This is a genomic window from Methylorubrum rhodesianum (assembly GCF_014199985.1).
In the GTDB taxonomy this organism is placed as follows: Bacteria; Pseudomonadota; Alphaproteobacteria; order Rhizobiales; family Beijerinckiaceae; genus Methylobacterium; species Methylobacterium rhodesianum.
The window spans coordinates 80,856-101,196 of record NZ_JACHOS010000017.1 but is presented as its reverse complement, the minus strand read 5'-3'; the positions used below and the strand labels follow the sequence as shown (position 1 = coordinate 101,196).

Below are 20,341 nucleotides of genomic sequence, written 5' to 3'. Positions count from 1 at the left end.
TTATCAAAGGATAAAAACTTCGTGACAGGTCAAACATTTGTGTGAATCGACAGATCATTGAAGAAGCTGGATATTCTCAGCTCGGACTGCCGCTCCGGGTGAGGGCCTGTCGCTTGACGGAGCCCGGCGGCAGCCGGCTACCGCCCTCCATGTGATCGCAACGGTTGTATCGTGCGTTTCGTCCGGCAAGGCTGCCGCTCCATCCCCGCGCAAGCTTGCCGGTTCACAAGCGCTGCCACCTGAGGGGAATGGTCCACGTCATGGCGGTGAGCGAAGCGCTCGTCCTGGAAAAGCGGTCGCGGCGCGACTTCGGCTTCGCCGCCGGCATCGTCGCGATCCTGGCGGTGCTGTTCCTGCCGGTCCCGGCGGTGCTGATCGATGTCGGGCTCGCCTTCTCGATCGCGCTGTCGGTGCTGATCCTGATGGTGGCGCTCTGGATCCAGAAGCCGCTCGAATTCTCCGCCTTCCCCACGGTGCTCCTGATCGCCACGCTGCTGCGGCTCGCCCTCGGCATCGCCACGACGCGGCTGATCCTGGCCAACGGTCAGAAGGGCGTGGACGCCGCCGGCCACGTCATCCAGGGCTTCTCGCAATTCGTGATGAGCGGCGATTTCGTGATCGGAATCGTCGTGTTCGTGATCCTGATCACGGTCAACTTCCTCGTCATCACCAAGGGTGCGACCCGCATCGCCGAGGTCGGCGCCCGCTTCACCCTCGACGCCATCCCCGGCAAGCAGATGGCGATCGACGCCGATCTCAATGCCGGGCTGATCGACGACAAGGAGGCGCAGCGCCGCCGCCGGGAGCTGGAGGAGGAGAGCGCGTTCTTCGGTTCGATGGACGGCGCCTCGAAATTCGTGCGCGGCGAGGCGGTGGCCTCGCTCATCGTCATCGCCGTCAACGTGTTCGGCGGCGTCATCATCGGCACCACCCGCCACGGCATGCCGCTCGGCCAGGCGGCGGACGTCTTCGTCAAGCTGTCGGTGGGCGACGGCCTTGTCTCGCAGATCCCGGCGCTGATCGTCTCGCTCGCCGCCGGCCTCCTCGTGTCCAAGGGCGGCACCCGCGGCGCGGCGGAAGAGGCGGTGCTCGGCCAGCTCAGCGCCTATCCCCGTGCGCTCCTCGTCGCCGCGGCCCTGATGCTGATGTTCGCGGTCGTCCCGGGCCTGCCGTTTCTGCCCTTCGTCGCGCTCTCGGGCCTGATGGGCTTCGTCGCCATCACCATCCCGAAGCGCCGCGCCGCCCAGGCCGCCCTCGCCGCGGCGAAGGTCAAGCGCGAGGAGGAGGTCAAGCAGGCCGAGGTCAAGGAATCGGTCAAGGAACAGCTGCGGACGCCGGAGATCGAGCTGTGCCTCGGCCGTCAGGTCGCCGCGCAGATCCAGGGCAGCCACGCCGAACTGCACCATCGTGTCGCCAAGATGCGCCGGAAGTTCGCGCGCCAGTACGGCTTCGTGGTGCCCGACATCAAGCTCACCGACAGCCTCAACCTGCCGCCCAAGACCTACCAGATCCGCATTCACGGCACGGTCGCCGCGACCCAGGAGATGCGGCCGGGCGAACTCTTGGTCGTGGTCGGCGACGGGCCGCGCCCCGACGTGCCGGCCGAGGAGGTGCGCGAGCCCGCCTTCGGCATGAAGGCGCTGTGGGTGGTCGACGCCTATGCCGGCGAGATCCGCCGCTCCGGCTTCGAGGCGATCGACGGCGCCTCGGTGCTGCTCACCCATCTCTCCGAAGTGATCCGCAACAACCTGCCCCAGTTTCTGTCCTACAAGGACATGCGGGCGCTGCTCGACCGGCTCGATCCTGAGTACAAGCGGCTCATCGACGAGATCTGCCCGTCGCAGATCTCGTATTCCGGCCTGCAGGCGGTGCTGAAGCTCCTGCTCTCGGAGCGGGTCTCGATCCGTAACCTGCACCTGATCCTGGAGGCGGTGGCCGAGATCACCCCGCATGCCCGCCGGGCCGAGCAAATCGCCGAGCACGTGCGCATGCGCGTCGCCCAGCAGATCTGCGGCGATCTTGCCGAGGACGGGGTTCTGCACGTGCTCAGACTCGGCGCCAACTGGGACCTCACCTTCCACCAGAGCCTCAAGCGCGACGCCAAGGGCGAGGTCATCGAGTTCGACATCGACCCGCGCCTCGTCGAGCAGTTCGGCACGGAGGCCGGGGAGGCGATCCGCGAGCGGATGCGGCAGGTTCACGGCTTCGCCCTCGTCACCGCCCCCGACGCCCGGCCCTACGTGCGGATGATCATCGAGCGCATCTTCCCGACGCTGCCGGTCCTGTCGCACCTGGAGATCGCGCGGGGCGTCGAGATCAAGTCGCTGGGCACCATCTCGTGATTCCGGGCTTCGGCAGCCTGTTCGGCGGCGACGCCTTCCTTGCCACCTTCCTGATCTTCTGCCGCATCGGCGGCTGCCTGCTGATCGTGCCCGGCTTCTCCAGTCCGCGCGTCCCGGCGCAGGTGCGGCTCCTCATCGCCGGCGGCATCTCGCTCGCCGTCACGCCGCTCTTGCTGCCCCTGTTCCAGGGCCGGCTTCCGGGACAGGCACCGACGGAGTCGCTCGTCTGGATCGCCAGCGAGACGGTCACCGGGCTCCTCATCGGCCTGCTCGGGCGCATCTTCGTCTTTGTCCTGGAGACGGTGATGAACGCGGTCTCGACCATGGTCGGCTTCGGCTCGATGCCGGGGACCCCGGTCGAGGGCACCGACGCGATCCCCGCGGTCGAGTCGCTGATCGTCCTGTCCGCGATCGCACTGATGTTCGCCGCCGACCTGCACTGGGAGCTGTTCCGCGGGCTGGTCGATTCCTATGCCCGCATCCCGCCGGGCGAGGGCTTCGGCACGCAAACCGCGCTGGTGCGGATCGCCGATCAGATCGGCGAGGCCTTCAGCCTGGCCCTGCGCATCGCCGGGCCCTTCATCATCTACGCGGTGGCGGTGAACCTCGCCGCCGGTTTCATCAACAAGCTAACGCCGACGATCCCCGTCTACTTCATCGCCACGCCGTTCGTGATGTTCGGCGCGCTGATCCTGCTCTACTACCTCTCCAGCGAGTTCATGACGCAGTTCCTCGCCGGCTATCTCGCCTGGCTGCGCAAGGGCTGAGTGGAAGGGGCTGAACGCCGTGTCCGCCGCCGACATCGCCAAACGTCTGAAGCGGGCCGAACGGCTCACTGCCGTGCAGGAGCAGATGCGCCGCGCCGCCGAGTGGCAGCTCGCCCAGACCCGGCGCGACGCCGAGGCCGTCGAGGCGGACCGGGCGGCGCTTCTGGCGGCGGTCGGTGCGTCAGCCCACGGGCACCTGTTTCTCGAAGCGGCCACCCGTCGCCTGCGCGGGCTGGCCGTGCGGGCGACCGAACTCGAACGGATCGCAGCGGCCCAGAACGACGCGGTGCGCGAGCAGGGCCTCGCCCTCAAGCGCGCCGAACTGAATGCCGAGCGGATCGAGACGCTGCTCGGCCGCGAGCGCGAGCGGGTCGAGGCGATGGAGCGGCTCGACGGCCTCGCGCGAGCCCGCGACGCAAGCCTCCCGTAAGCCAGCGGAGCTAGGGTTCTCCCGATTGTCAGCGGCGCCCCGGTTCGCGCCGCGTCAGGTTCGATGGCGCGATGAGCATCTCCCCCCCTTCCGACATCGTCATGGACGTGGCCCGCGCCGCCGATCCGGCCCGCTATCAGGAAGCGGCGGCCAAGCTGTCGCAGCCCGGTGACCCGGCCGCCTTCGCCAGCGCCGCCGACGAGGCGGCGCGCGAGGTGGGCCTCAGCACCCACATGCCGCTCGACGTCCACGGGACGCTCACCAGCATGAAGAACGACACCGCCCGGAGCGGCGCCGCCGACCCCTACCGGAAGTTCGAGGGGCAGGTGATCCAGCAATTCGTCGAGGCGATGCTGCCGAAGGCCGAGACCGTGTTCGGCAAGGGCAATGCCGGCGGTATCTGGAAGTCGATGCTCTCCGAGCAGATCGGCCAGCAGATCGCCAAGACCGGCGGGATCGGCATCGCCCGGATGCTGAACGCCTCTCACCCGACCGGCACGACCGCGGCCCCGACGGCCACCGGCGTCGCGGGCAAGGTCTGACCGCCGATGCTGCTCGAATCCCTCAAGCGCCTCGAAGCCACCGTCGAGGCCGAGACCGAGGCGCTCGCCGCCAACGCGCCCTTCGATCTGGAAGCCGTCAACCGCGCCAAGAGCCGGAGCCTTCTCGAACTCACTCGCCTCGCCCGCGCCGTCGATGTCACGGCCCTCGACGCCGAGACCGGCATCGTGCTGGCGCGCCTGCGCGACAAGCTGATCCTCAACCAGGAGGCGGTCGCCCTGCACCTGCGCGCGGTGGAGGAGGTCGGCGCGACGCTCGAGGCCAGCCTCCAGGCCGCCGAGTCCGACGGCACCTATTCCGCACGCCTGTCCGCGCCGTCGGGGCGCGACTGAGCGATGCGCGTCCTGTTCTCAGGCCTGTGGATCTGCGCCGTCACCATCGCCTCCTGCTACGCGGCAGTGACCTTCGGCGGCGGGTTCTTCTCGAAGTCGACCGAGCCCTATCTCGAAGGGCTGCAGTACCAGAAGCTCGCGCCCATCAACATTCCGATGGTCGCCGAGGGCAAGGTACAGGGCTACGTCATTGCCGTGCTGGTCTTCACGGCGGACGCCAAGCTGATGCACACGCTGCCCGTCGCCCCCAATGCCTTCGTCGTCGACGAGGCATTCCGCCAGATCTACGGCGACACGACGATCGATTTCCGCAAGCTTGCCCGCTACGACATCAATGGCCGCCTCGCCCAGATCCGTGCCAAGGTGAACGAGCGCCTCGGATCCGACGTGGTCAAGGACGTGCTGGTGGACGAGTTGAACTTCGTGGCCAAGCGCGAGGTGCGCTCGTAGCGAAGTCCGGTCGTCGCGAGGCGGAGCCGAAGCGAACGAAGGGGGAGACCTCGCCGGAACGATCGCGCTCCGGGCTGTCTCGTTCTGCTCCCAGTGATGGGTCGGCCCGAATGCCTCGGCCCGCATCCGCTCCGCGTTGACCGCGATCAACCGCCCGCGCACTCTGCCGCGGCCATGATCTCCTTCACGGGCCTGTCCGCCTTTCCCATCACCCCCGCCTCGCCCGACGGCCGGGTCGATCCGGCGGCCCTGCGCGCCCTGATCGCCCCGCTCGTGACCGCAGGGGTGGATTCGATCGGGCTTCTCGGCAGCACCGGAACCTACGCTTACCTGTCCCGCGAGGAGCGCCGCCGTGCCCTCGACGCCGCCCTCGACGAGGCCGGCGGCCGGGTGCCGATCATCGTCGGAATTGGCGCGCTGCGCACGGACGAGGCGGTCGCCCTGGCGCAGGATGCGCGGGCGGCGGGCGCTGCGGCGGGGCTGCTGGCCGCGATGTCCTACACGCCGTTGACCGACGAGGAGGTGTTCGAGCATTTCCTCGCCGTCGCGACGGGCAGCGGGTTGCCGATCTGCATCTACGACAATCCCGGCACCACGCATTTCCGGTTCACGCCCTCGCTGGTCGGTCGGTTGGCGCAGGTGCCCGGCATCCATGCGCTCAAGAGCCCTGCGCCGGATCCGATTTCAGTGGCCGGCCATCTCGATGCCTTGCGTCGGGCGGTGCCCGCCGATTTCCGGCTGGGCTTCAGCGGCGACTGGAACGCGGCGGAGGCGCTGCTCGCCGGCGGCGAGGCTTGGTACAGCGTCGCGGCCGGACTGTTCCCGAAACCCTGCCTCGCGATTCTGCGGGCCGCGCAGGCCGGGGATGCGGCTCGGATGCGGGCGCTCGACGCGCGGGTGCAGCCGCTCTGGGACCTTTTCAGGGAATTCACCAGCCTGCGGGTGATCTACGCGGCGGCCGAGCATCTCGGCCTGTGCCGGACCGATCCGCCCCGGCCGATCCTGCCGCTTCCGGAACCGGTCCGGCACCGCGTGGCGGAGGTCGTGGACCGTCTCGGGTTGGCCTGATCCGGCCGCTGCGGGACAGTCGCCGCCCGACGGTCTTAAAGGTCGATTCACGCAGAACTGTTTGACTCTCCCGCAGAGTAAGTTCTGCGTAATCGAGTGCCATGTCCTCATCGGTCGCCGGCGCGCCGGACCTGTCCGGCCTCATCGAGCTCTCGCGCGATCCCGCGCTGGACCTCAAGCCTGTGATCCTGCGGGTGCAGACCGACCTGTTCCTCACGGCCCCGGTCCATGACCGGGCGATCCTTCAGGCCTTCGAATCCCTGGCGACCGGTCTGATCCCGACGGTGGACGAGGACACTCTGCGCATCGTCGCCGAGAAGCTCGACGGCTGTCCCGACGTCCCGGCCGGCGTCCGCGCCGCGCTGGACGCGCGCGGCTTTCCCCTCGCGCCGCCGAGCGAGCCGGAAACGGAGGCGGAAGCCGACCGGGGGATCGCGGAGAATCCCGGCGCGCTGATCGGCACCCGCGCGCTGGAGCGCCTCCTGGCCCGCGGCCGCACCGACGCGGATCTCGCCCGCACCCTGCTCGGCCGGCCCGACATTCCGCCCGCCGATCTCGCACCGCTCTGGCTCTATGCCGAGCCGGAGCAGCGCCGCGCGATCACCGAGGCCGTCGAGGCCACCGCGGCCCTGCGCCCCTGCCCGCCCGCGCCGCGCAGATTGGCGACGAGCCTCGTCGAGCATTCCCATGCCCGCGACGTGCAGGCCTTCGTCACCGCGCTCGGAAACGGGCTCGGCCTTCCCCCGAACTACCTCAGCGCCGCCGTCGATCCGGCGGCCCGCTACGATCTGCTGACGCTCGCCCTGCGGGCTGCTGACCTGCGCGAGGGCGAGGCCGTCTTCGTCTTCCTCACGCTCAACGACAGCGTGGCGCGCTCGGTCGATCGGGTGTTCTCCCTCGTCACGCTGTTTCGCGAAACCAGCCGGGCCACCGCCCGCGACCTGCTCTGCGCGATCCTCGGCGTGCCGGTGATGGAGCGCGCGGGCGGTGAGCACCAGCCGCTGCACGGTCCCGAAGCCCGGCGCCCCACCCCGGCCGCGGCCGAGCGGGGCGGCTTGCGCACCATCCTTCCGACACGCCTGCGCCGCACGAGCTGACGCGCTTCGGGCGAGACGCTACTCCGCGAGCGGCAGGCCGTGCCGGCCCTCGCGGTCGTCGATCTCGACGATCCAGAGATCGGAATCGAAGCGGATCTCGCGGGCAAGCCGCTCCTCCACATCCGGCGACGGAGCGGCGGTGAGGATCGCCGCGAACAGGCGCTCGCCCGAATCCTCCGCCTCGATCAGCGCCTGGGGCGCCGGGCCGTAGAGGTCGGCGGTGCCGTCGAGCCGGTCGATCTTGACGAAGATCGCTCCCGCCTCCGCCGAACCGCGGCGGCGCTGCACCGCGGGGATGCCCTCGCCGTTGAGACGGCGCAGCTGCGCGGAAACCCAGAAATCCGAGCGAAGGCGTGGCATGCCCGGTTCATAGGCGCCCGCCGTGTCGATGGCGAGGGTGGCGGACCATCCTCAATGCGGGCGCAGGATGTCATCCGGGTTCCGGGTGTACTTTTCGGCCCCCGTCATCCCGGGGCCGCCTAGCGGAACCCGGGATCCACCGGTGGCGCTAGAAACGCGGCCATATCGAAACCCAGCGTGGATTCCGGGTTCGCCTTCGGCACCCAGGGATGACGGTTATGGCGCCGAACCGAACGATTTCGGCCGGACCCTGTATCACCCGTTCGCCTTGGCGGTCATCTCGCGGGTCAGGGCGCGCAGGGTCGGTCCGGCGGCCTCACCCTTCACCGGCAGCTTGCGATCGCGTTCGAACCGCTCGATCGCCGCCTTGGTGCCGGGTCCCATCAGGCCGTCATCCTTGAGCGGACCGTAGCCGAGCTTGGTCAATGCGCGCTGAACACGGATCACGGACGGATCCGGCTTCGCGGCCTCGGGCTTGCCGGCCTCCGTCTTCGCAACCTCGGTCTTCTCCTTCGCGGCCGGCTTCGGCTCGGGCCTGCGCTCGGCCCTCGGGGTGACCGAGGCGGTCGTCTCACCGGAACGGATCATGTCGGCGATCGCGTCGCGGGGCGCAGCCGCCACCTCCCGCGCGGGCGCGGGCTTCGGCGGCTCCACCGCGCGGACCTCCCGCACCGGCTGCGGCGCGGGCTTCGCCGCCACCGGCTTCGGCTCGACGGTCGGCAGGATCGGCGCCGGATGCGGCCCGGCCTGAAGGCCCATGGCGTTGACGCAGACATAAATCGCCGCCCCAGCGCCGAGCACGGTGCCGAAGACGCCGCCCGGATAGCGCAGGCAGAACCGACCGGCCCCCGTCGCCGCGGAGAGGACGGCGGCCTGCCAGCCGGCCGCGGCGGGCCCGCGCGGAGCCGACTTGCGGCGCGGGGACTTGGCCGGGCTCCGGCCGACGCGCATGTCACCGGGGACGACGATCTCGCGCTGATCCCGGCGGGCGGGCGGCTCGCGCATCATTTCGCTCCTTCAGAACATCGTCCCGAAAGCGGGCGTCCGGCTTTCGGGGAAAAGACGATGCGAAAACAGGATTCCTGGGCATGGCCCCGGATCGGACCTCCGGAGCCGGGCTCCGGAATGTTCGGGGCTCCTCGCGAACGACTCATCCGGCGCGGCGCATCGGGGTGTCCGCCGAAGGCGGCGTGGGATCGAACAGGCCGACCGGCAGGCGGATCGGCTCGGGAGCCGGCTCCGGCATCGCCGCGCCCCGCACCGATGTCCGGATCGGCGCCGGCTGGTGCTGCGCGGGGGCGACCTTCACGCCGCCGGAACCCGCCTTGCCGGCGGTCGCGGCGGCGGCCTTGGCGCGGCTGCAATCGAGCGGCAGCGTCACGGTGACGGCGGTGCCCTTGCCCGGGGCGCTCTCGACGGAGACGGCACCGCCGTGCAGCCCGGCCAGGCCGCGCACCACGGAGAGGCCGAGCCCGGTGCCCTCGTGGTTTCGACCGTAGCCGCCGCCGACCTGGAAGAAGGGGTCGCCGAGCCGCGGCAGGTCGGCCTCGGTGATGCCGATGCCGTTGTCGCTCACCACGAGGTCGAGATAGGCTCCGCCCCGGCGCACCATCACCTCGACCCGACCGCCGCGCGGCGTGAACTTCACCGCGTTGGAGATCAGGTTGATCAGCATCTGGCGGCAGGCGCGGGCATCGGCCACGAGGGCGCAGCCGGCGGGCACGGGAGCGATCACCAGGGTGACGCCCGAGGCATCGGCCTTGAGCCGCATCAGGTCGCAGCAGCCGCGAAGCAGCGCTTCGACATCGACCGGCTCGGGCTGGAAGTCGAAATGCCCGCCGCGGATGCGTGAGATGTCGAGCAGGGTGTTGACCACGTCGAGCAGGTGACGCCCGGACTGGGCGATGATCCCGGCATATTCGCGCGAGCGCTCCGGCGAGAGGCTCACCGCGCCCTCCCCGCCCAGCACGTCCGAGAAGCCGATGATGGCGTTGAGGGGCGTGCGCAACTCGTGGCTGACGGTGGCGAGGAGGTGGGTCTTCACCTCGTCGGCGCGCTCGGCCTCGGCGCGGGCGCGGTCGAGTTCCAGCGCGTGGCGACGATGCTCGGACACGTCGCGGGTGACGGCGACGACGGTCGAACCGTTGGCGCCGGCCAGCCCCGCCTCGATCCGGTGGGCGCGCATCTCGGCGAAGATGGTGCGGCTGCCGTCGGCGCGGGGCGCGTCGAGATGCAGGCGGAAGGGGACGATCGCGGGCGCACCGTGAGCGGCGACGTCGCTGATCGCCTGAAGCAGGGCCGGCCGGTCGCCGATATGCACCCGGTCGAGCAGGCCGTGGCCGCGCAGCCGGCTCGCCTCGGCGCCGATGAAGCGGGCGGCCGAGCCGCTCGCCTCCAGCACCCGGCCGTTGGCGTCGTGCCACGTCACGAGGTCGTCGATGGCCGAGAGCAGCAGGCGGTCGCGGGCCTCGTTGTCCTGCATGCGCGCGCGCCACTCGCCCTCCCGGCGCATGTGCTCCATGGCCTGAGCCGCGATGTGGCCGATGGCGGTCACGGCGAAGACCGGCATGGCGACGGCATTGGGCCAATCGAGGGCGAGGCTGCCGACGGGCAGGTAGCCGCTCAGCGCGATCGCGAAGGCGCCGGCGACGGCGATCACGGAAGCCGCGATCGTCGCCCGGCGCGAGCCGGAGATCATCGCCTCCAGCGGCACCGCCACGAGCCAGATCGCGGCGGCCGAGCTCGCACCGCCGGTCAGCGCGGCGAGGCAGACGACGATGCCGGTCAGGCCGAGCGAGGACAGGGCATGGGCAACCCACAGCGAGCCGGTGCGCGACAGGACGACGGCGGCAAACAGCGGCAGGAACAGGCTCGCGATGGCGATCGCCTCGATGCCGCTCGGGACCCCGCGCCAGACGAGGTAGGGCGGGAGACCCGCCATCATCACGACGCCAGTCGCCAGCCGCGAGATCAGGAAACGCTCGTGGCGGAAACGCACGCCCGGCTCGGCCACGACGGAGGCGTGGACCAGCCCGGCGAGGCGGGCATCGAAGAGGGAGGCAAGGGCACCGTCTTTACGCAACACCACCACGCACAGCGCGAAACTCGACCCGAAAACCGGGTGTCCCGCGCCCCTCGACTACTCGTTACGATCTTCAGGCAAACCGTCGCAGAGGCGGTTTAAGCGAGGATGAAAAGGGTCGCTCACTTGCCGCCGACCACGGCGGTGAGCGTCGCTTCTCCGGGGCCGACCGGGGTGCGGATCCCCGCTCTTCACAGCCACCGGAAACGGCGGGACCGACGCTCCGCACAGGGTAAATCGGCCGCCGAGAAGGGGAGGCACTCCGGGAAAAGGCTTCGTTCACCACGTCGGCGTTTTGCGGCCTTGCGCTTCATCCGGCGGTGCCGCGACGGTGGCAGGATCGAGCCACCGTTCCCCGCCGGCCGCGCCGGCGAAGCAGCGTCCTCGGAACCGGATCGATGTCGTTTCTCCTGCGCGCCGCCCTCGTGATCGGCGCTCTCTCCTACCTCGCGCTCCAGCGCCAGGACGGGTCATCGACCGCCCCGCCCCGGACCGTTGCGGCAGCGGTCTCAAAGGGGAGCACGGTCGGGATCGCGGAGGGCGACGCGTTGGACCGCCTGACCACCGGCGGCATCGGTGCGCTGGTGAACGCCCTGAACGCGCTGCCGCCCGAGACCCGGGAGGAGATGGTGCGGGCCGGGGCGGACGCCGTCGTCCGGCGCGTCACCGGAAACGCCATCGGAGCGGCCACGCCGCCACGTCCCTCCGCCGACACCCTCTCGGTCAGCGACCGTCAGCCGTCATGGGGCGGACCCACATCGCATTGAGTGTGGTTCTGGCCTGTTGAGGCGGTGCTCCTGTAAGACGGACGCGACTCACGAGGAAGGAGCGACGATGTTCGGCTTCGGGAACGAGTACGAGGGGCTGGCCTTTTGGCTGCCGCTCGTCTGGGCCGGCCTGCTGGCGCTCGCGGTGGCGATGTACGTCGTCATCGACGGGTTCGACCTCGGGGTCGGCATCCTCTTCACCGCCGCGCGGCCCGGCAACTGGCGCGACCGCATGATGCTTTCGGTGGCGCCGATCTGGGACGGCAACGAGACCTGGCTCGTGCTCGGCGGCGGCGGGCTGTTCGCGGTGTTCTCGGTCGCCTACGCGATCCTGCTGCCGGCGCTCTATCTGCCGATCATCCTGATGCTGATCGCGCTGATCTTCCGTGGGGTCGCCTTCGAGTTCCGCTTCAAGGCCGAGCGCTCGCAGGTGGTCTGGGACAACGCGTTCCACTACGGCTCGCTGATCGCGACCTTCGCACAGGGCATGGTGCTCGGCGCCTTCGTCCAGGGCTTCCAGACCCAGGGACGCGAATTTGCCGGCGGCACCTTCGACTGGCTGACCCCCTTCAGCATCATGACCGGCATCGGCCTCGTCTGCGGCTACGGGCTGCTCGGCGCGACATGGTGCGTGATGAAGACTTCCGGCGAGTTGGAGATCTGGTCGCGGATCAAGGCCAAGCAATTCCTGATCGGCACCGTCGTCTCGATGGCGATCGTCAGCGCCTGGGTGCCGTTCCTGGGGCTCCACATCCAGTGGCGCTGGTTCTCCTGGCCGAACCTGCTGTTCGTCGCGCCCGTGCCGCTGCTGACGGCCTTCGTCTGCTGGCGGATCTGGAAGGCGATCGAGGACGGGCGCGAGGTGGCGCCGTTCCTCCTCTCGATCGCCCTGTTCCTGCTCGGCTTCCTCGGGCTCGCCATCAGCCTGTTCCCCTACATCGTGCCGCCGAAGCTCACGATCTGGCAGGCGGCCAACGCGACCTCGGCCCTGCAATTCGCCCTCGTCGGCTACGCCGTGGTGATGCCGCTGACGCTGGCCTACACGGCCTATGCCTACTGGGTCTTCCGGGGGAAGATCGAGGAGAACCCGAACGCGGCGAGCTATCATTGAGCGCCCGGCGCATCCTCTGGTTCGTCGTCCTCTACGGCCTGAGCCTCATCGCCTTCACGGCGCTCGTCTACTTCATCCGCGCCATCGCGCGGTGAGATGGGCGCCGGCTCAGAGGCAGAGCGTCAGGGCGGCGTGAAGCCAGAGCGTCACCCCCTCCCGGGCCCAGAGCAGCGCGCCGACCAGCGTCAGCGCGCCGAGAAGGGCGAGGACGACGAGTTCGTCCCGTCCGCTCATGCCGGACTCGCCTGCGCGTTCCGGGGCGCCAGCGAGACGTCGCGGATCGGCAGGTTGAGGAGGCCGGCGAGGAGCGCGAGGCCGATCGAGAGGCTCCAAGCCACGTCGTAGGACCCGGTATGGGCGAAGATGAAGCCCGCGCCCCAGGCGCCGAAGAAAGCGCCGACCTGATGGCTCATGAAGACGACGCCGAACAGCGTCGAGAGATAGCGCACGCCGAAGATCTGCCCGACGAGACCGCTCGTCAACGGGACGGTGCCGAGCCAGAGAAAGCCGATGGCACAGGCAAACAGCGTCGCGGTGAGCGGGGTAAAGGGGCTCACGAGAAACAGCCCCATTACGGCGGCGCGGGCGAAGTAGATCCAGGACAGCACGTATTTCTTGCGCAACCGGTCCGCGGCGACGCCGAAGGCGTAGGAGCCGAGAATGTTGAACAGGCCGATCAAGGCCAGCGCGCGGGCGCCGATGCCTGCGTCGAGGCCGGCATCGGTCAGGACGGCCGGCAGGTGTGTCGAGACGAAGGCGATGTGGAAGCCGCAGACGAAGAAGCCGGCATTGAGCAGCCAGTAGCCGCGATGGGCCGCCGCCTGCCGCAGGGCGATACTGAGCGGGATCTCCTCGGGCGTCGCGGTCGTCCGCACCGCGCCGGAGGCGGCTCGGCGAGCGATGCCGAGGGCGAGCGGCACCATCAGGACGGCGAGGCCGGCCGCAGCGAGGAGCGCCCCGCGCCATCCGAGCTCGTCCACCGCGATCTGCGTGGCCGGAACCAGCAGGAACTGCCCGACCGATCCGCCGGCCGTGACGATGCCCGCGGCAGCCCCCCGGCGGCCAGGCGGCATCAGCGGCACGACCGCCCCGAGCACGACGACGAAGGTGACGCCGGTCATGGCGAATCCAACCAGGAAGCCCAGCGTGACGGTGAGGCCGAGCGCCGAGGACACGGACGCCGCCAGCGCGAGGCCGACGGCGTAGAGGAGGCCTCCGCCGGCGGCGACGCGGCCGGGGCCGTACCGGTCCGCCAGCGCGCCGATGAAGGGCTGAGCGAGGCCGAAGATCAGGTTCTGCACGGCCATGGCGAGGCCGAAGCTCTCGCGCCCAACGCCGAGATCCAGCTCGACCGGTCGCATGAACAGGCCGAAGCCCTGCCGGATGCCCATGGCGATCGTCACGATCACAGCGCCGCAGGCGAGCGCGATCCAGGCAGGGGGGTGGCGAAACGGAGAAGGGATCACGGTCGCGTATCCAGCGGTCTTAGCCGGTTGATCCTCGGGCTTGCCACGCTTCGAGGCGCCGAACCAGACCGGCGCAGGGAACGCCCGTCGCGTATCCGGCCCGCAGCAGCGGGAGCGTGTCGCGGAGGCCACCCCTCGGCTTCCTTCTTCGCTGCCTCCGGCGCGCGCGTAGCCTTGCGGCCCCCCGCTCCGCTAAGGTCCGGCCCATGACGCGTGATTTCCGGCGGGCGGCGAACGGTTCGCGATGACGGCGCAGGGACCGGACAGGCCGAGCGAGGAAGGGGCCGAGACGAGGGCCGCGGCGCGCGAGGCGGCGCGGGCAGCCGCCCTGCTCGCCCGCCAGCTCGGCCGCCTCGCCGGCAGCGCGGGACGCAGCGCCTGGCGCAGCGGTGCGGCCGCGGCCAAGGGATTGGCCAAAAGTGCGCCCAAGGGTGCAGGCAAGGGCTCCGCGCCGGTCGTAGCCCGGACCGCGGACCGCCCCCGCCCGACCGGGCATCGCACCGCGCCGACGATTCCGGCTGCGGATCCGGCGCCGATCGTCGGATCGGGCGGGCGAGGCCGGCGCCTCGGCCCTCTCTCCGGTCGCGCTTCCCGCCCCCGTCGCCCCTGGCTCATCGCAGGGGCCGTTCTCGTCGCCCTGCCGCTGGTGATCCTGGCCGGATACGTCCTCGCCGCCTTCGCGACGCTGCCTCCGCTCGGCGGCGTGGCACCGGAGGCCGCCCAGCGCGCCCTCGTGGTCGAGGCCGAGGACGGCCGCTCGTTCGCCACCCGCGGCGCGTTCCAGGGCGAGAAGCTGACTGAGAAGACGCTGCCGCCCCGGCTCGCCCAGGCCATCGTCGCGATCGAGGACCGGCGCTTCTACAGCCACTGGGGCATCGACCTGCGCGGCATGGCCCGCGCCGCGTGGCGCAACGCGACCGGCGGCGGCGTGCGCGAGGGCGGCTCGACCCTCACCCAGCAATATGCCCGGCTGACCTCGCTCAACCAAGAGAAGACGCTTCGGCGCAAGATCCAGGAAGCCTTCCTGGCGCTTCGTCTGGAGAGCACGCTGACAAAGCCCGAGATCCTCGTCGGCTATCTCAACACCGCCTATTTCGGCGCCGGCGCCTACGGAGCCGATGCGGCGTCGCGGCGCTATTTCGGGCACGGGGCCGCGAAGCTGACCCTGCCGGAGGCGGCGATGCTGGCAGGCCTCGTGCGCGCCCCCTCTCAGCTCGCCCCGACGCGCAATTTCGGCGGCGCCAAGGAGCGGGCCGACCTCGTGCTCCAGGCGATGGTCGAGACCGGCGCGATCAGCCAGGCCGAGGCCGACAAGGCGCGGGCCGAGAAGCTGACCCTGCACACCCCGCCCGAGACGCCGCCGGGCACCAACTATTTCCTCGACGTGGTCCAGGGCGAGGTGAAGCGGCTGACCGAGGCCGCCGGTGACGTCACGGTGCGTTCGACGCTCAACCTCGATCTCCAGAGCCTCGCCGAGGGCGTGCTCGCCCGCCGCCTCGACGCCGAGGGGAGCAAGAAGAAGGTCGGCCAGGGTGCGCTGGTGGCGATGGCCCCGGACGGGGCGATCCTCGCCATGGTCGGCGGGCGCGACTACGAGGACAGCCAATTCAACCGGGCGACCCAGGCCAAACGGCAGGCCGGCTCTCTGTTCAAGCTGTTCGTCTACCTCGCCGCCTATGGAAAGGGCTACTTCCCCGACAGCGTGCTCGTCGACCGACCCACCCAGATCGGCGAGTGGGAACCGCAGAACTCCAACAACCGCTTTCGCGGTGCGCTGCCGCTGCGCTCGGCCTTCGCATTGTCCGTCAACACCATCGCGGCGCAGCTCGGCGAGGAGGTCGGCCTGGCCGCGATCATCGCCGAGGCGCGCCGCCTCGGCGTGCAGTCGGACCTGCCGGAGGTGCCGAGCCTCGCGCTCGGCACGGCGGACGTGACGCTCATCGAGATGACCCGCGCCTATGCCGGGGTGCTCGGCCCGGGCGTGCCGGTGGAGCCCTACCTCGTCCGAACGGTCCGGGGGAACACGCCGCAGCCGCTCTACCAGCGCTCGGCCCCGAAGCCCGGCACGACGATGGACGCACAGGTCCAGTCGATGATGCTCGACTCACTGCAGGCGGTGGTGGAGTCCGGCACCGGCAAGGCGGCGCGGGTCAACGGCCTCGCCGTCGGCGGCAAGACCGGCACCAGCCAGGACTACCGCGACGCGTGGTTCGTCGGGCTCACACCGGACATGATCGTCGGCGTCTGGGTCGGCAACGACGACAACGCGCCGATGAACCGGGTCACCGGCGGCGACATCCCGGCCCGCGTCTTCCACGATTTCGTGGAGCGGGCGCAGAAGATCCTGAAGGGCCGTAAGCGCCCCACTCCCTCCGCCGCCCGGGCCGAGCCGACCCCGGCCGCCGCCGTGGCCCCCGCTTCCACGCCCGCCACGGGCGAGGTGCGCGGCGTGCCCGAGGTGGTCGATACCGGCACGCTGACGATCCGCGGCCGCACCATCCACCTGCTCGGCGTCGTCGGCGAAGGCGGCGCGCTCGCGCGCCAGCTCGCCCGCTACCTGCGCCGCCGCGAGGTCGTCTGCTCCGGCGACCCGGCCTCCTCGCGCTGCCGCCTCGACGGCGACGACCTCGCCGCCCTGATCGTCACCGCCGGCGGCGCGCGGGCGAGCGAGGATGCGCCGTCCGATCTGATCGAGGCCGAGGATCAGGCCCGGGCCGAGCGCGCGGGCCTGTGGCAGCGGGAGCGTTGAGACAGAGTGCCAGGGACGCGCGACGCGGCGTGAGGCAGCCACCCGCTCACGGCTCTGGAACAGCCTGAAGCTCCGCCGTGCTGGCCAGGATCGTCTCCTTCAACGCCGTTGCGACGGCATGCTGGTGGCCAGAGCCGAGCACCACGAACTCGACCTCGCCGATCGGAGGCAAGCCCGCCGATTTCGGAATCGGTGCCAGTCCCGGCGGCATGACCCTCGCCGAGTGCGGCGCGAAGCCCAGACCCGCTTCGACGGCGGCGCGCAGCCCCATCAGGCTGCCGCTGGTGCACGCAATTCGCCAGGACCGCCCTGCCGCTTCGAGCGCATCGAGCGCCAGAGCGCGCGTCATCGAGGGCGGCGGATAGAGGATCAGAGGGACCGGCAGCGTCGGATCGGGCGTGAAGCCGGGCCGGCCCGCCCAGATCAGCTCCTCCGCCCAGGCCAGCTCGCCGCGCGGATCGCCGCGGCGGCGTTTGCAGAAGATCACGTCCAGTTCGCCCGCATCGTAGCCCTGGTAGAGGACCCGGCTGAGCCCGACCGTCAGCTGCAGATCCACGGAAGGGTGGCGTTCCGCGAAGCGCGCCAGGACCTGGGGCAGGGCCGACAGGGTGTAGTCCTCGGAGACGCCGAGGCGGATGCGACCGCGCAGGCCGCCGGGCGAGAAGAAGGCGCGAAGCCGGTCGTGCGCCTCCAGCACGTCGCGCGCGAAGCCGATCATGGCTTGGCCGTCCGGCGTCGGGGCGACTCGGTGCGTGTCCCGCATGAGGAGAGGGCGCTCCAGCGTCCGTTCGAGCCGCGCGATATGCCCGCTGACCGTGGATTGGCGTAGGCCCAGCACCTGCGCAGCGGCCGTGAAGCTGCCGCTCTCAAGGACGGCCAGGAAGGAGCGGATCTGATCGACGTTCAGGTTGCTCATCATGATTCGTGATAGCCGATATCCCTACCGACTCGGAGTCCGACGGGCTTAGAATCCCGGCCGAACCCGCCCTCCAGCTCAAGCCTGTGCCGATGACCGCTCCGGTTGCCATAACCATGATCTTCATCAGCGGCTTCGTCGCGATCCCGGCCTTCGGCAAATGGGCCAGTCAGGTCACGGAAGGACTTGCCTTCCTTCTGGCGACCGTCCTGCTGGTGCTTGCGATCATGTACCTCTGCGATCGATGGCCGGAATACTTCGCCAACCCGCGGGCTCCGGTAGCGGTCACTGTGACGCCGTTCGACGAGTAATGCATCGCGCTGCCTTCGTCGCTCGCCAATCAGGAAGAGTTTCGTGAAGCTGCAGATCACGGGTGGCGGCACGTCCGCCGGAACCGGCCTCGCCTTCGTCGCCGGCTTCGTCGATGCCGCGGCCTTCATCGCGCTGACCGGCCTGTTCACGGCGCATGTCACCGGAAACTTCGTCCTGATCGGTGCCGAGTTGGTCGCGAGTTCGACCGGCGTCCTGGCGAAGCTCCTGGCGCTGCCCGTCTTCATGGGAGCGGTGGCGGGCGCCCGCATCCTCGCGCTGTTCCTGGAGCGACGGGATGCCGATCCGCTGCCCTGGCTGCTCGCGGCCGAGGCGGGTCTTCTCGCGGGCTTCGGCCTGTGCGGAACCCTATGGTCGCCGCTGGCCGCGCCGGACGGCGCCCCGGCCCTGATCGTCGGCATGCTCGCCGTCGCGGCCATGGGCGTGCAGAACGCGATCGGCCGTCTCTCGCTCGGCCATCTTGCCCCGACCACGGTGATGACGGTGAGCGTGAGCCAAGCGGTCATCGACGCGACGGATCTCGCCCTGAGAATCTCCGGGAATCCCGCTCAGACCCGCGCGCGGCTGCTGCGCGTCCTGCCGGCCATCGCGGCCTTCGCCGCGGGTGCCCTGTTCGGCGCCTTCGGCATCGCCTACCTGGCCTTCGGCTGCATCGCACTGCCGATCGCGATCTTGATCAGCCTGATCGTCCTCGCGACCGCGCCTGCCGGAGCGAAGGCGGCGACATGACCCGCGGCAACGGCGAACCGCTTCGAGGATTGCCGCGAAGGGCGCGGGGCGCGACCTCCGCGCCTGAGCGATAGCGACCTCGCCCACCCGCCGGTCGCGGCGCGCCGCGACCGGTCCGATCGGACCCGCCTATCGGAACGGCGGCTCGTCGAAGCTCCGGAGCTTCCGCGAATGCAGGCCCGCCCGGTCCGCGCGCAGGGCGTCGAGGGTCGCCAAGCCGATCTGGAGATGCTCGGCCACCGCTCGCTCGTAGAAGGCGTTGGCCGCGCCCGGCAGCTTGATCTCGCCGTGCAGCGGCTTGTCGGAGACGCAGAGCAAGGTCCCGTACGGCACCCGCAGGCGAAACCCCTGCGCGGCGATGGTGCCGCTCTCCATATCGACCGCGATCGCCCGCGACAGGTTGATCCGCCGCCGTTCCTGGCTGAAGCGGAGTTCCCAGTTGCGATCGTCGTAGGTGACGACCGTGCCGGTGCGCAGACGGCGCTTGAGGGCGTCGGCCCGCTCGCCGGTGACGGCGGCGGCGGCCGATTGCAGGGCGATCTGCACCTCGGCCAGCGCCGGAACCGGGATTTCCGGCGGCACGAGGTCGTCGAGGATGCGGTCGCGGCGCAGGTATCCGTGGGCGAGCACGTAGTCGCCGATGGTCTGCGATTGGCGCAGGCCGCCGCAATGGCCGACCATCAGCCAGCAATGCGGGCGCAGCACGGCGAGATGGTCGGTGATGGTCTTGGCGTTGGAGGGGCCGACGCCGATATTGACGAGCGTCGTGCCCTGGGGTGCTCCGTCCGGCCCACGCCCGACGAGGTGATAGGCCGGCATCTGGTACTTGTGCCAGGGTGAGGCGGCGATCAGCGCCGCCGGATCGGCCGAGACCGCCTCGGCCTGCTTGACCACGATCCCGCCGGGCAGCACCAGCCGTTCCCCCTCCCCCGCCGCCAGACGCTCCAGCCCGTGGCGGACGAAGCCGTCGACGTAGCGGTGATAGTTGGTGAGCAGGATCCAGGGCTGGATCTCGCGCCAGTCCGAGCCGGTGTAGTGGACGAGCCGGCGCAGCGAGTAGTCGGTGCGCACCCCGTCGAACAGAGCGAGCGGGCGCGGATCGCCCGGGTTCTCCAGCCACAGCCCGTCGGCCACCTCGTCGCCGACGACGGAGAGCAACGGCACCGGAAATAGAGTAGCGAGGTCGCTGGCGCTGACGCCGCTGCCGCCGAGATCGGTGCCGGGCTCGACGATGTAGGGGTAGGGAATCTCCTGGCCCGAGAGACCGACCTCGATGCCGGCGCCGTAGTCGCGCACCAGCGGGCGCAGTTGCTCGAGGAGGTAGGCGCGGAAGTAGCCGGGCTGCGTCACAGTGGTGGCGTAGAGCCCCGGCGCCTGGAACTTGGCGGTGGCGCGGTTCAGCCGGGGCAGCGGCCCTGTCGGCTGGTAGGTCAGGCGCAGTTCGGGATAGCGGAACTGGAGCCGCTCGGTCGCATCCGGCGGGATCCGGTGTTCGAGATAGCGCGCCAGCGCCGTCTGCAGAGCCTGGGTCGCGCCGGCGTGGAGCGCTTCCAGCCGATCGACCGCCGTCTCCGCGTCGGGAACCGCCTCCATCGGCCGCAACTCGTCGATGACCATTTGCCCTCCCCGTTCACCCCAGGGTGTCTACACCGACCCGGACGGCGAGACGAGCAAGCGCCATGCGAGGGATCGGCCTGCCTGTCTTCTCTCCTGCCGTTCCGCCTGCCTTGCGGCGTCGGCGCACCGGGGCGACAAGGCATCGTCGGCGAACAGGAGCGCGAGGG

Annotated in this window: 20 protein-coding genes; 13 read left to right on the top strand and 7 right to left on the bottom strand. The window is 70.4% G+C overall.

The features are described from left to right. Positions 1 to 260: 260 nt before the first annotated feature. From flhA to HNR01_RS21785, 8 genes are all read left to right on the top strand, one after another. Positions 261 to 2,342 (top strand): flagellar biosynthesis protein FlhA, encoded by a 2,082-nt coding sequence (flhA, locus tag HNR01_RS21820; protein ID WP_183669785.1) that lies wholly within the window; start codon positions 261 to 263, stop codon positions 2,340 to 2,342. Beyond that, a complete protein-coding gene (gene fliR / locus HNR01_RS21815; RefSeq protein WP_017487409.1) occupies positions 2,339 to 3,109 on the top strand; it encodes a flagellar biosynthesis protein FliR in 771 nt (256 codons plus the stop codon). The genes flhA and fliR overlap by 4 nt, the downstream gene beginning before the upstream one ends. A gap of 19 nt (positions 3,110 to 3,128) precedes the next feature. After that, entirely contained in the window at positions 3,129 to 3,539 is a 411-nt protein-coding gene (locus tag HNR01_RS21810) for a hypothetical protein (RefSeq protein WP_183669783.1), read from the top strand. Positions 3,540 to 3,610: 71 nt separating this feature from the next. Next, the gene (locus HNR01_RS21805) at positions 3,611 to 4,081 is read left to right on the top strand and encodes a rod-binding protein (RefSeq protein ID WP_017487411.1); all 471 of its coding nucleotides are present in this window, start codon (positions 3,611 to 3,613) and stop codon (positions 4,079 to 4,081) included. 6 nt (positions 4,082 to 4,087) lie between these two features. Beyond that, the gene (locus HNR01_RS21800) at positions 4,088 to 4,432 is read left to right on the top strand and encodes a flagellar protein FlgN (RefSeq protein WP_183669781.1); all 345 of its coding nucleotides are present in this window, start codon (positions 4,088 to 4,090) and stop codon (positions 4,430 to 4,432) included. Between the two features lie 3 nt (positions 4,433 to 4,435). Continuing rightward, positions 4,436 to 4,882, top strand: a complete 447-nt coding sequence (locus tag HNR01_RS21795; RefSeq protein WP_017487413.1) for a hypothetical protein — start codon at positions 4,436 to 4,438, stop codon at positions 4,880 to 4,882. A 174-nt stretch (positions 4,883 to 5,056) separates the two neighbouring features. Continuing rightward, positions 5,057 to 5,950 carry a dihydrodipicolinate synthase family protein gene (locus HNR01_RS21790; protein WP_183669779.1) on the top strand — a complete coding sequence of 298 codons (894 nt, stop codon included), beginning with the start codon at positions 5,057 to 5,059 and terminating at the stop codon, positions 5,948 to 5,950. Positions 5,951 to 6,051: 101 nt separating this feature from the next. Further along, positions 6,052 to 7,047 (top strand): DUF2336 domain-containing protein, encoded by a 996-nt coding sequence (locus tag HNR01_RS21785; RefSeq protein WP_153874722.1) that lies wholly within the window; start codon positions 6,052 to 6,054, stop codon positions 7,045 to 7,047. Positions 7,048 to 7,065: 18 nt separating this feature from the next. Here the strand turns inward: HNR01_RS21785 and HNR01_RS21780 are convergent, their stop codons facing one another. The 3 genes from HNR01_RS21780 to HNR01_RS21770 form a co-directional block, all read right to left on the bottom strand. Continuing rightward, positions 7,066 to 7,407, bottom strand: a complete 342-nt coding sequence (locus HNR01_RS21780) for a DUF1491 family protein (RefSeq protein WP_017487416.1) — start codon at positions 7,405 to 7,407, stop codon at positions 7,066 to 7,068. 255 nt (positions 7,408 to 7,662) lie between these two features. Then, on the bottom strand, positions 7,663 to 8,412 hold the full coding sequence (locus tag HNR01_RS21775; RefSeq protein ID WP_183669777.1) for a peptidoglycan-binding domain-containing protein: 750 nt from the start codon (positions 8,410 to 8,412) through the stop codon (positions 7,663 to 7,665). A gap of 145 nt (positions 8,413 to 8,557) precedes the next feature. Beyond that, entirely contained in the window at positions 8,558 to 10,498 is a 1,941-nt protein-coding gene (locus HNR01_RS21770) for a PAS domain-containing sensor histidine kinase (protein ID WP_183669775.1), read from the bottom strand. A 389-nt stretch (positions 10,499 to 10,887) separates the two neighbouring features. Between HNR01_RS21770 and HNR01_RS21765 the strand changes: the two genes are divergently transcribed. After that, complete coding sequence (locus HNR01_RS21765) at positions 10,888 to 11,256, top strand: hypothetical protein (protein WP_183669773.1); 369 nt, start codon at positions 10,888 to 10,890, stop codon at positions 11,254 to 11,256. Between the two features lie 67 nt (positions 11,257 to 11,323). Further along, positions 11,324 to 12,367 (top strand): cytochrome d ubiquinol oxidase subunit II, encoded by a 1,044-nt coding sequence (gene cydB, locus HNR01_RS21760; RefSeq protein ID WP_017487420.1) that lies wholly within the window; start codon positions 11,324 to 11,326, stop codon positions 12,365 to 12,367. A 108-nt stretch (positions 12,368 to 12,475) separates the two neighbouring features. Here cydB and HNR01_RS27950 read toward each other — a convergent pair whose 3' ends face one another. Both HNR01_RS27950 and HNR01_RS21755 read right to left on the bottom strand, forming a co-directional pair. Continuing rightward, the gene (locus tag HNR01_RS27950; protein ID WP_017487422.1) at positions 12,476 to 12,601 is read right to left on the bottom strand and encodes a hypothetical protein; all 126 of its coding nucleotides are present in this window, start codon (positions 12,599 to 12,601) and stop codon (positions 12,476 to 12,478) included. Continuing rightward, positions 12,598 to 13,833 (bottom strand): MFS transporter, encoded by a 1,236-nt coding sequence (locus tag HNR01_RS21755; protein WP_309236237.1) that lies wholly within the window; start codon positions 13,831 to 13,833, stop codon positions 12,598 to 12,600. Before HNR01_RS21755 ends, HNR01_RS27950 begins: the two co-directional genes overlap by 4 nt. 244 nt (positions 13,834 to 14,077) lie before the next feature. On the opposite strand from HNR01_RS21755, the gene HNR01_RS21750 reads away from it, so the two are divergent. Then, a complete protein-coding gene (locus HNR01_RS21750) occupies positions 14,078 to 16,582 on the top strand; it encodes a PBP1A family penicillin-binding protein (protein ID WP_183669770.1) in 2,505 nt (834 codons plus the stop codon). A gap of 46 nt (positions 16,583 to 16,628) precedes the next feature. On the opposite strand, the gene HNR01_RS21745 is transcribed toward HNR01_RS21750, so the two are convergent. Continuing rightward, positions 16,629 to 17,498, bottom strand: coding sequence for a LysR family transcriptional regulator (locus HNR01_RS21745; protein WP_183669834.1), 870 nt, complete (start codon positions 17,496 to 17,498; stop codon positions 16,629 to 16,631). A gap of 116 nt (positions 17,499 to 17,614) precedes the next feature. Between HNR01_RS21745 and HNR01_RS21740 the strand changes: the two genes are divergently transcribed. Further along, positions 17,615 to 17,809 carry a hypothetical protein gene (locus HNR01_RS21740; protein WP_017487426.1) on the top strand — a complete coding sequence of 65 codons (195 nt, stop codon included), beginning with the start codon at positions 17,615 to 17,617 and terminating at the stop codon, positions 17,807 to 17,809. A gap of 43 nt (positions 17,810 to 17,852) precedes the next feature. Continuing rightward, positions 17,853 to 18,557 carry a YoaK family protein gene (locus HNR01_RS21735; RefSeq protein WP_183669768.1) on the top strand — a complete coding sequence of 235 codons (705 nt, stop codon included), beginning with the start codon at positions 17,853 to 17,855 and terminating at the stop codon, positions 18,555 to 18,557. A 129-nt stretch (positions 18,558 to 18,686) separates the two neighbouring features. Here HNR01_RS21735 and HNR01_RS21730 read toward each other — a convergent pair whose 3' ends face one another. Beyond that, positions 18,687 to 20,174 carry an AMP nucleosidase gene (locus HNR01_RS21730; protein WP_017487428.1) on the bottom strand — a complete coding sequence of 496 codons (1,488 nt, stop codon included), beginning with the start codon at positions 20,172 to 20,174 and terminating at the stop codon, positions 18,687 to 18,689. Positions 20,175 to 20,341 lie beyond the last annotated feature (167 nt).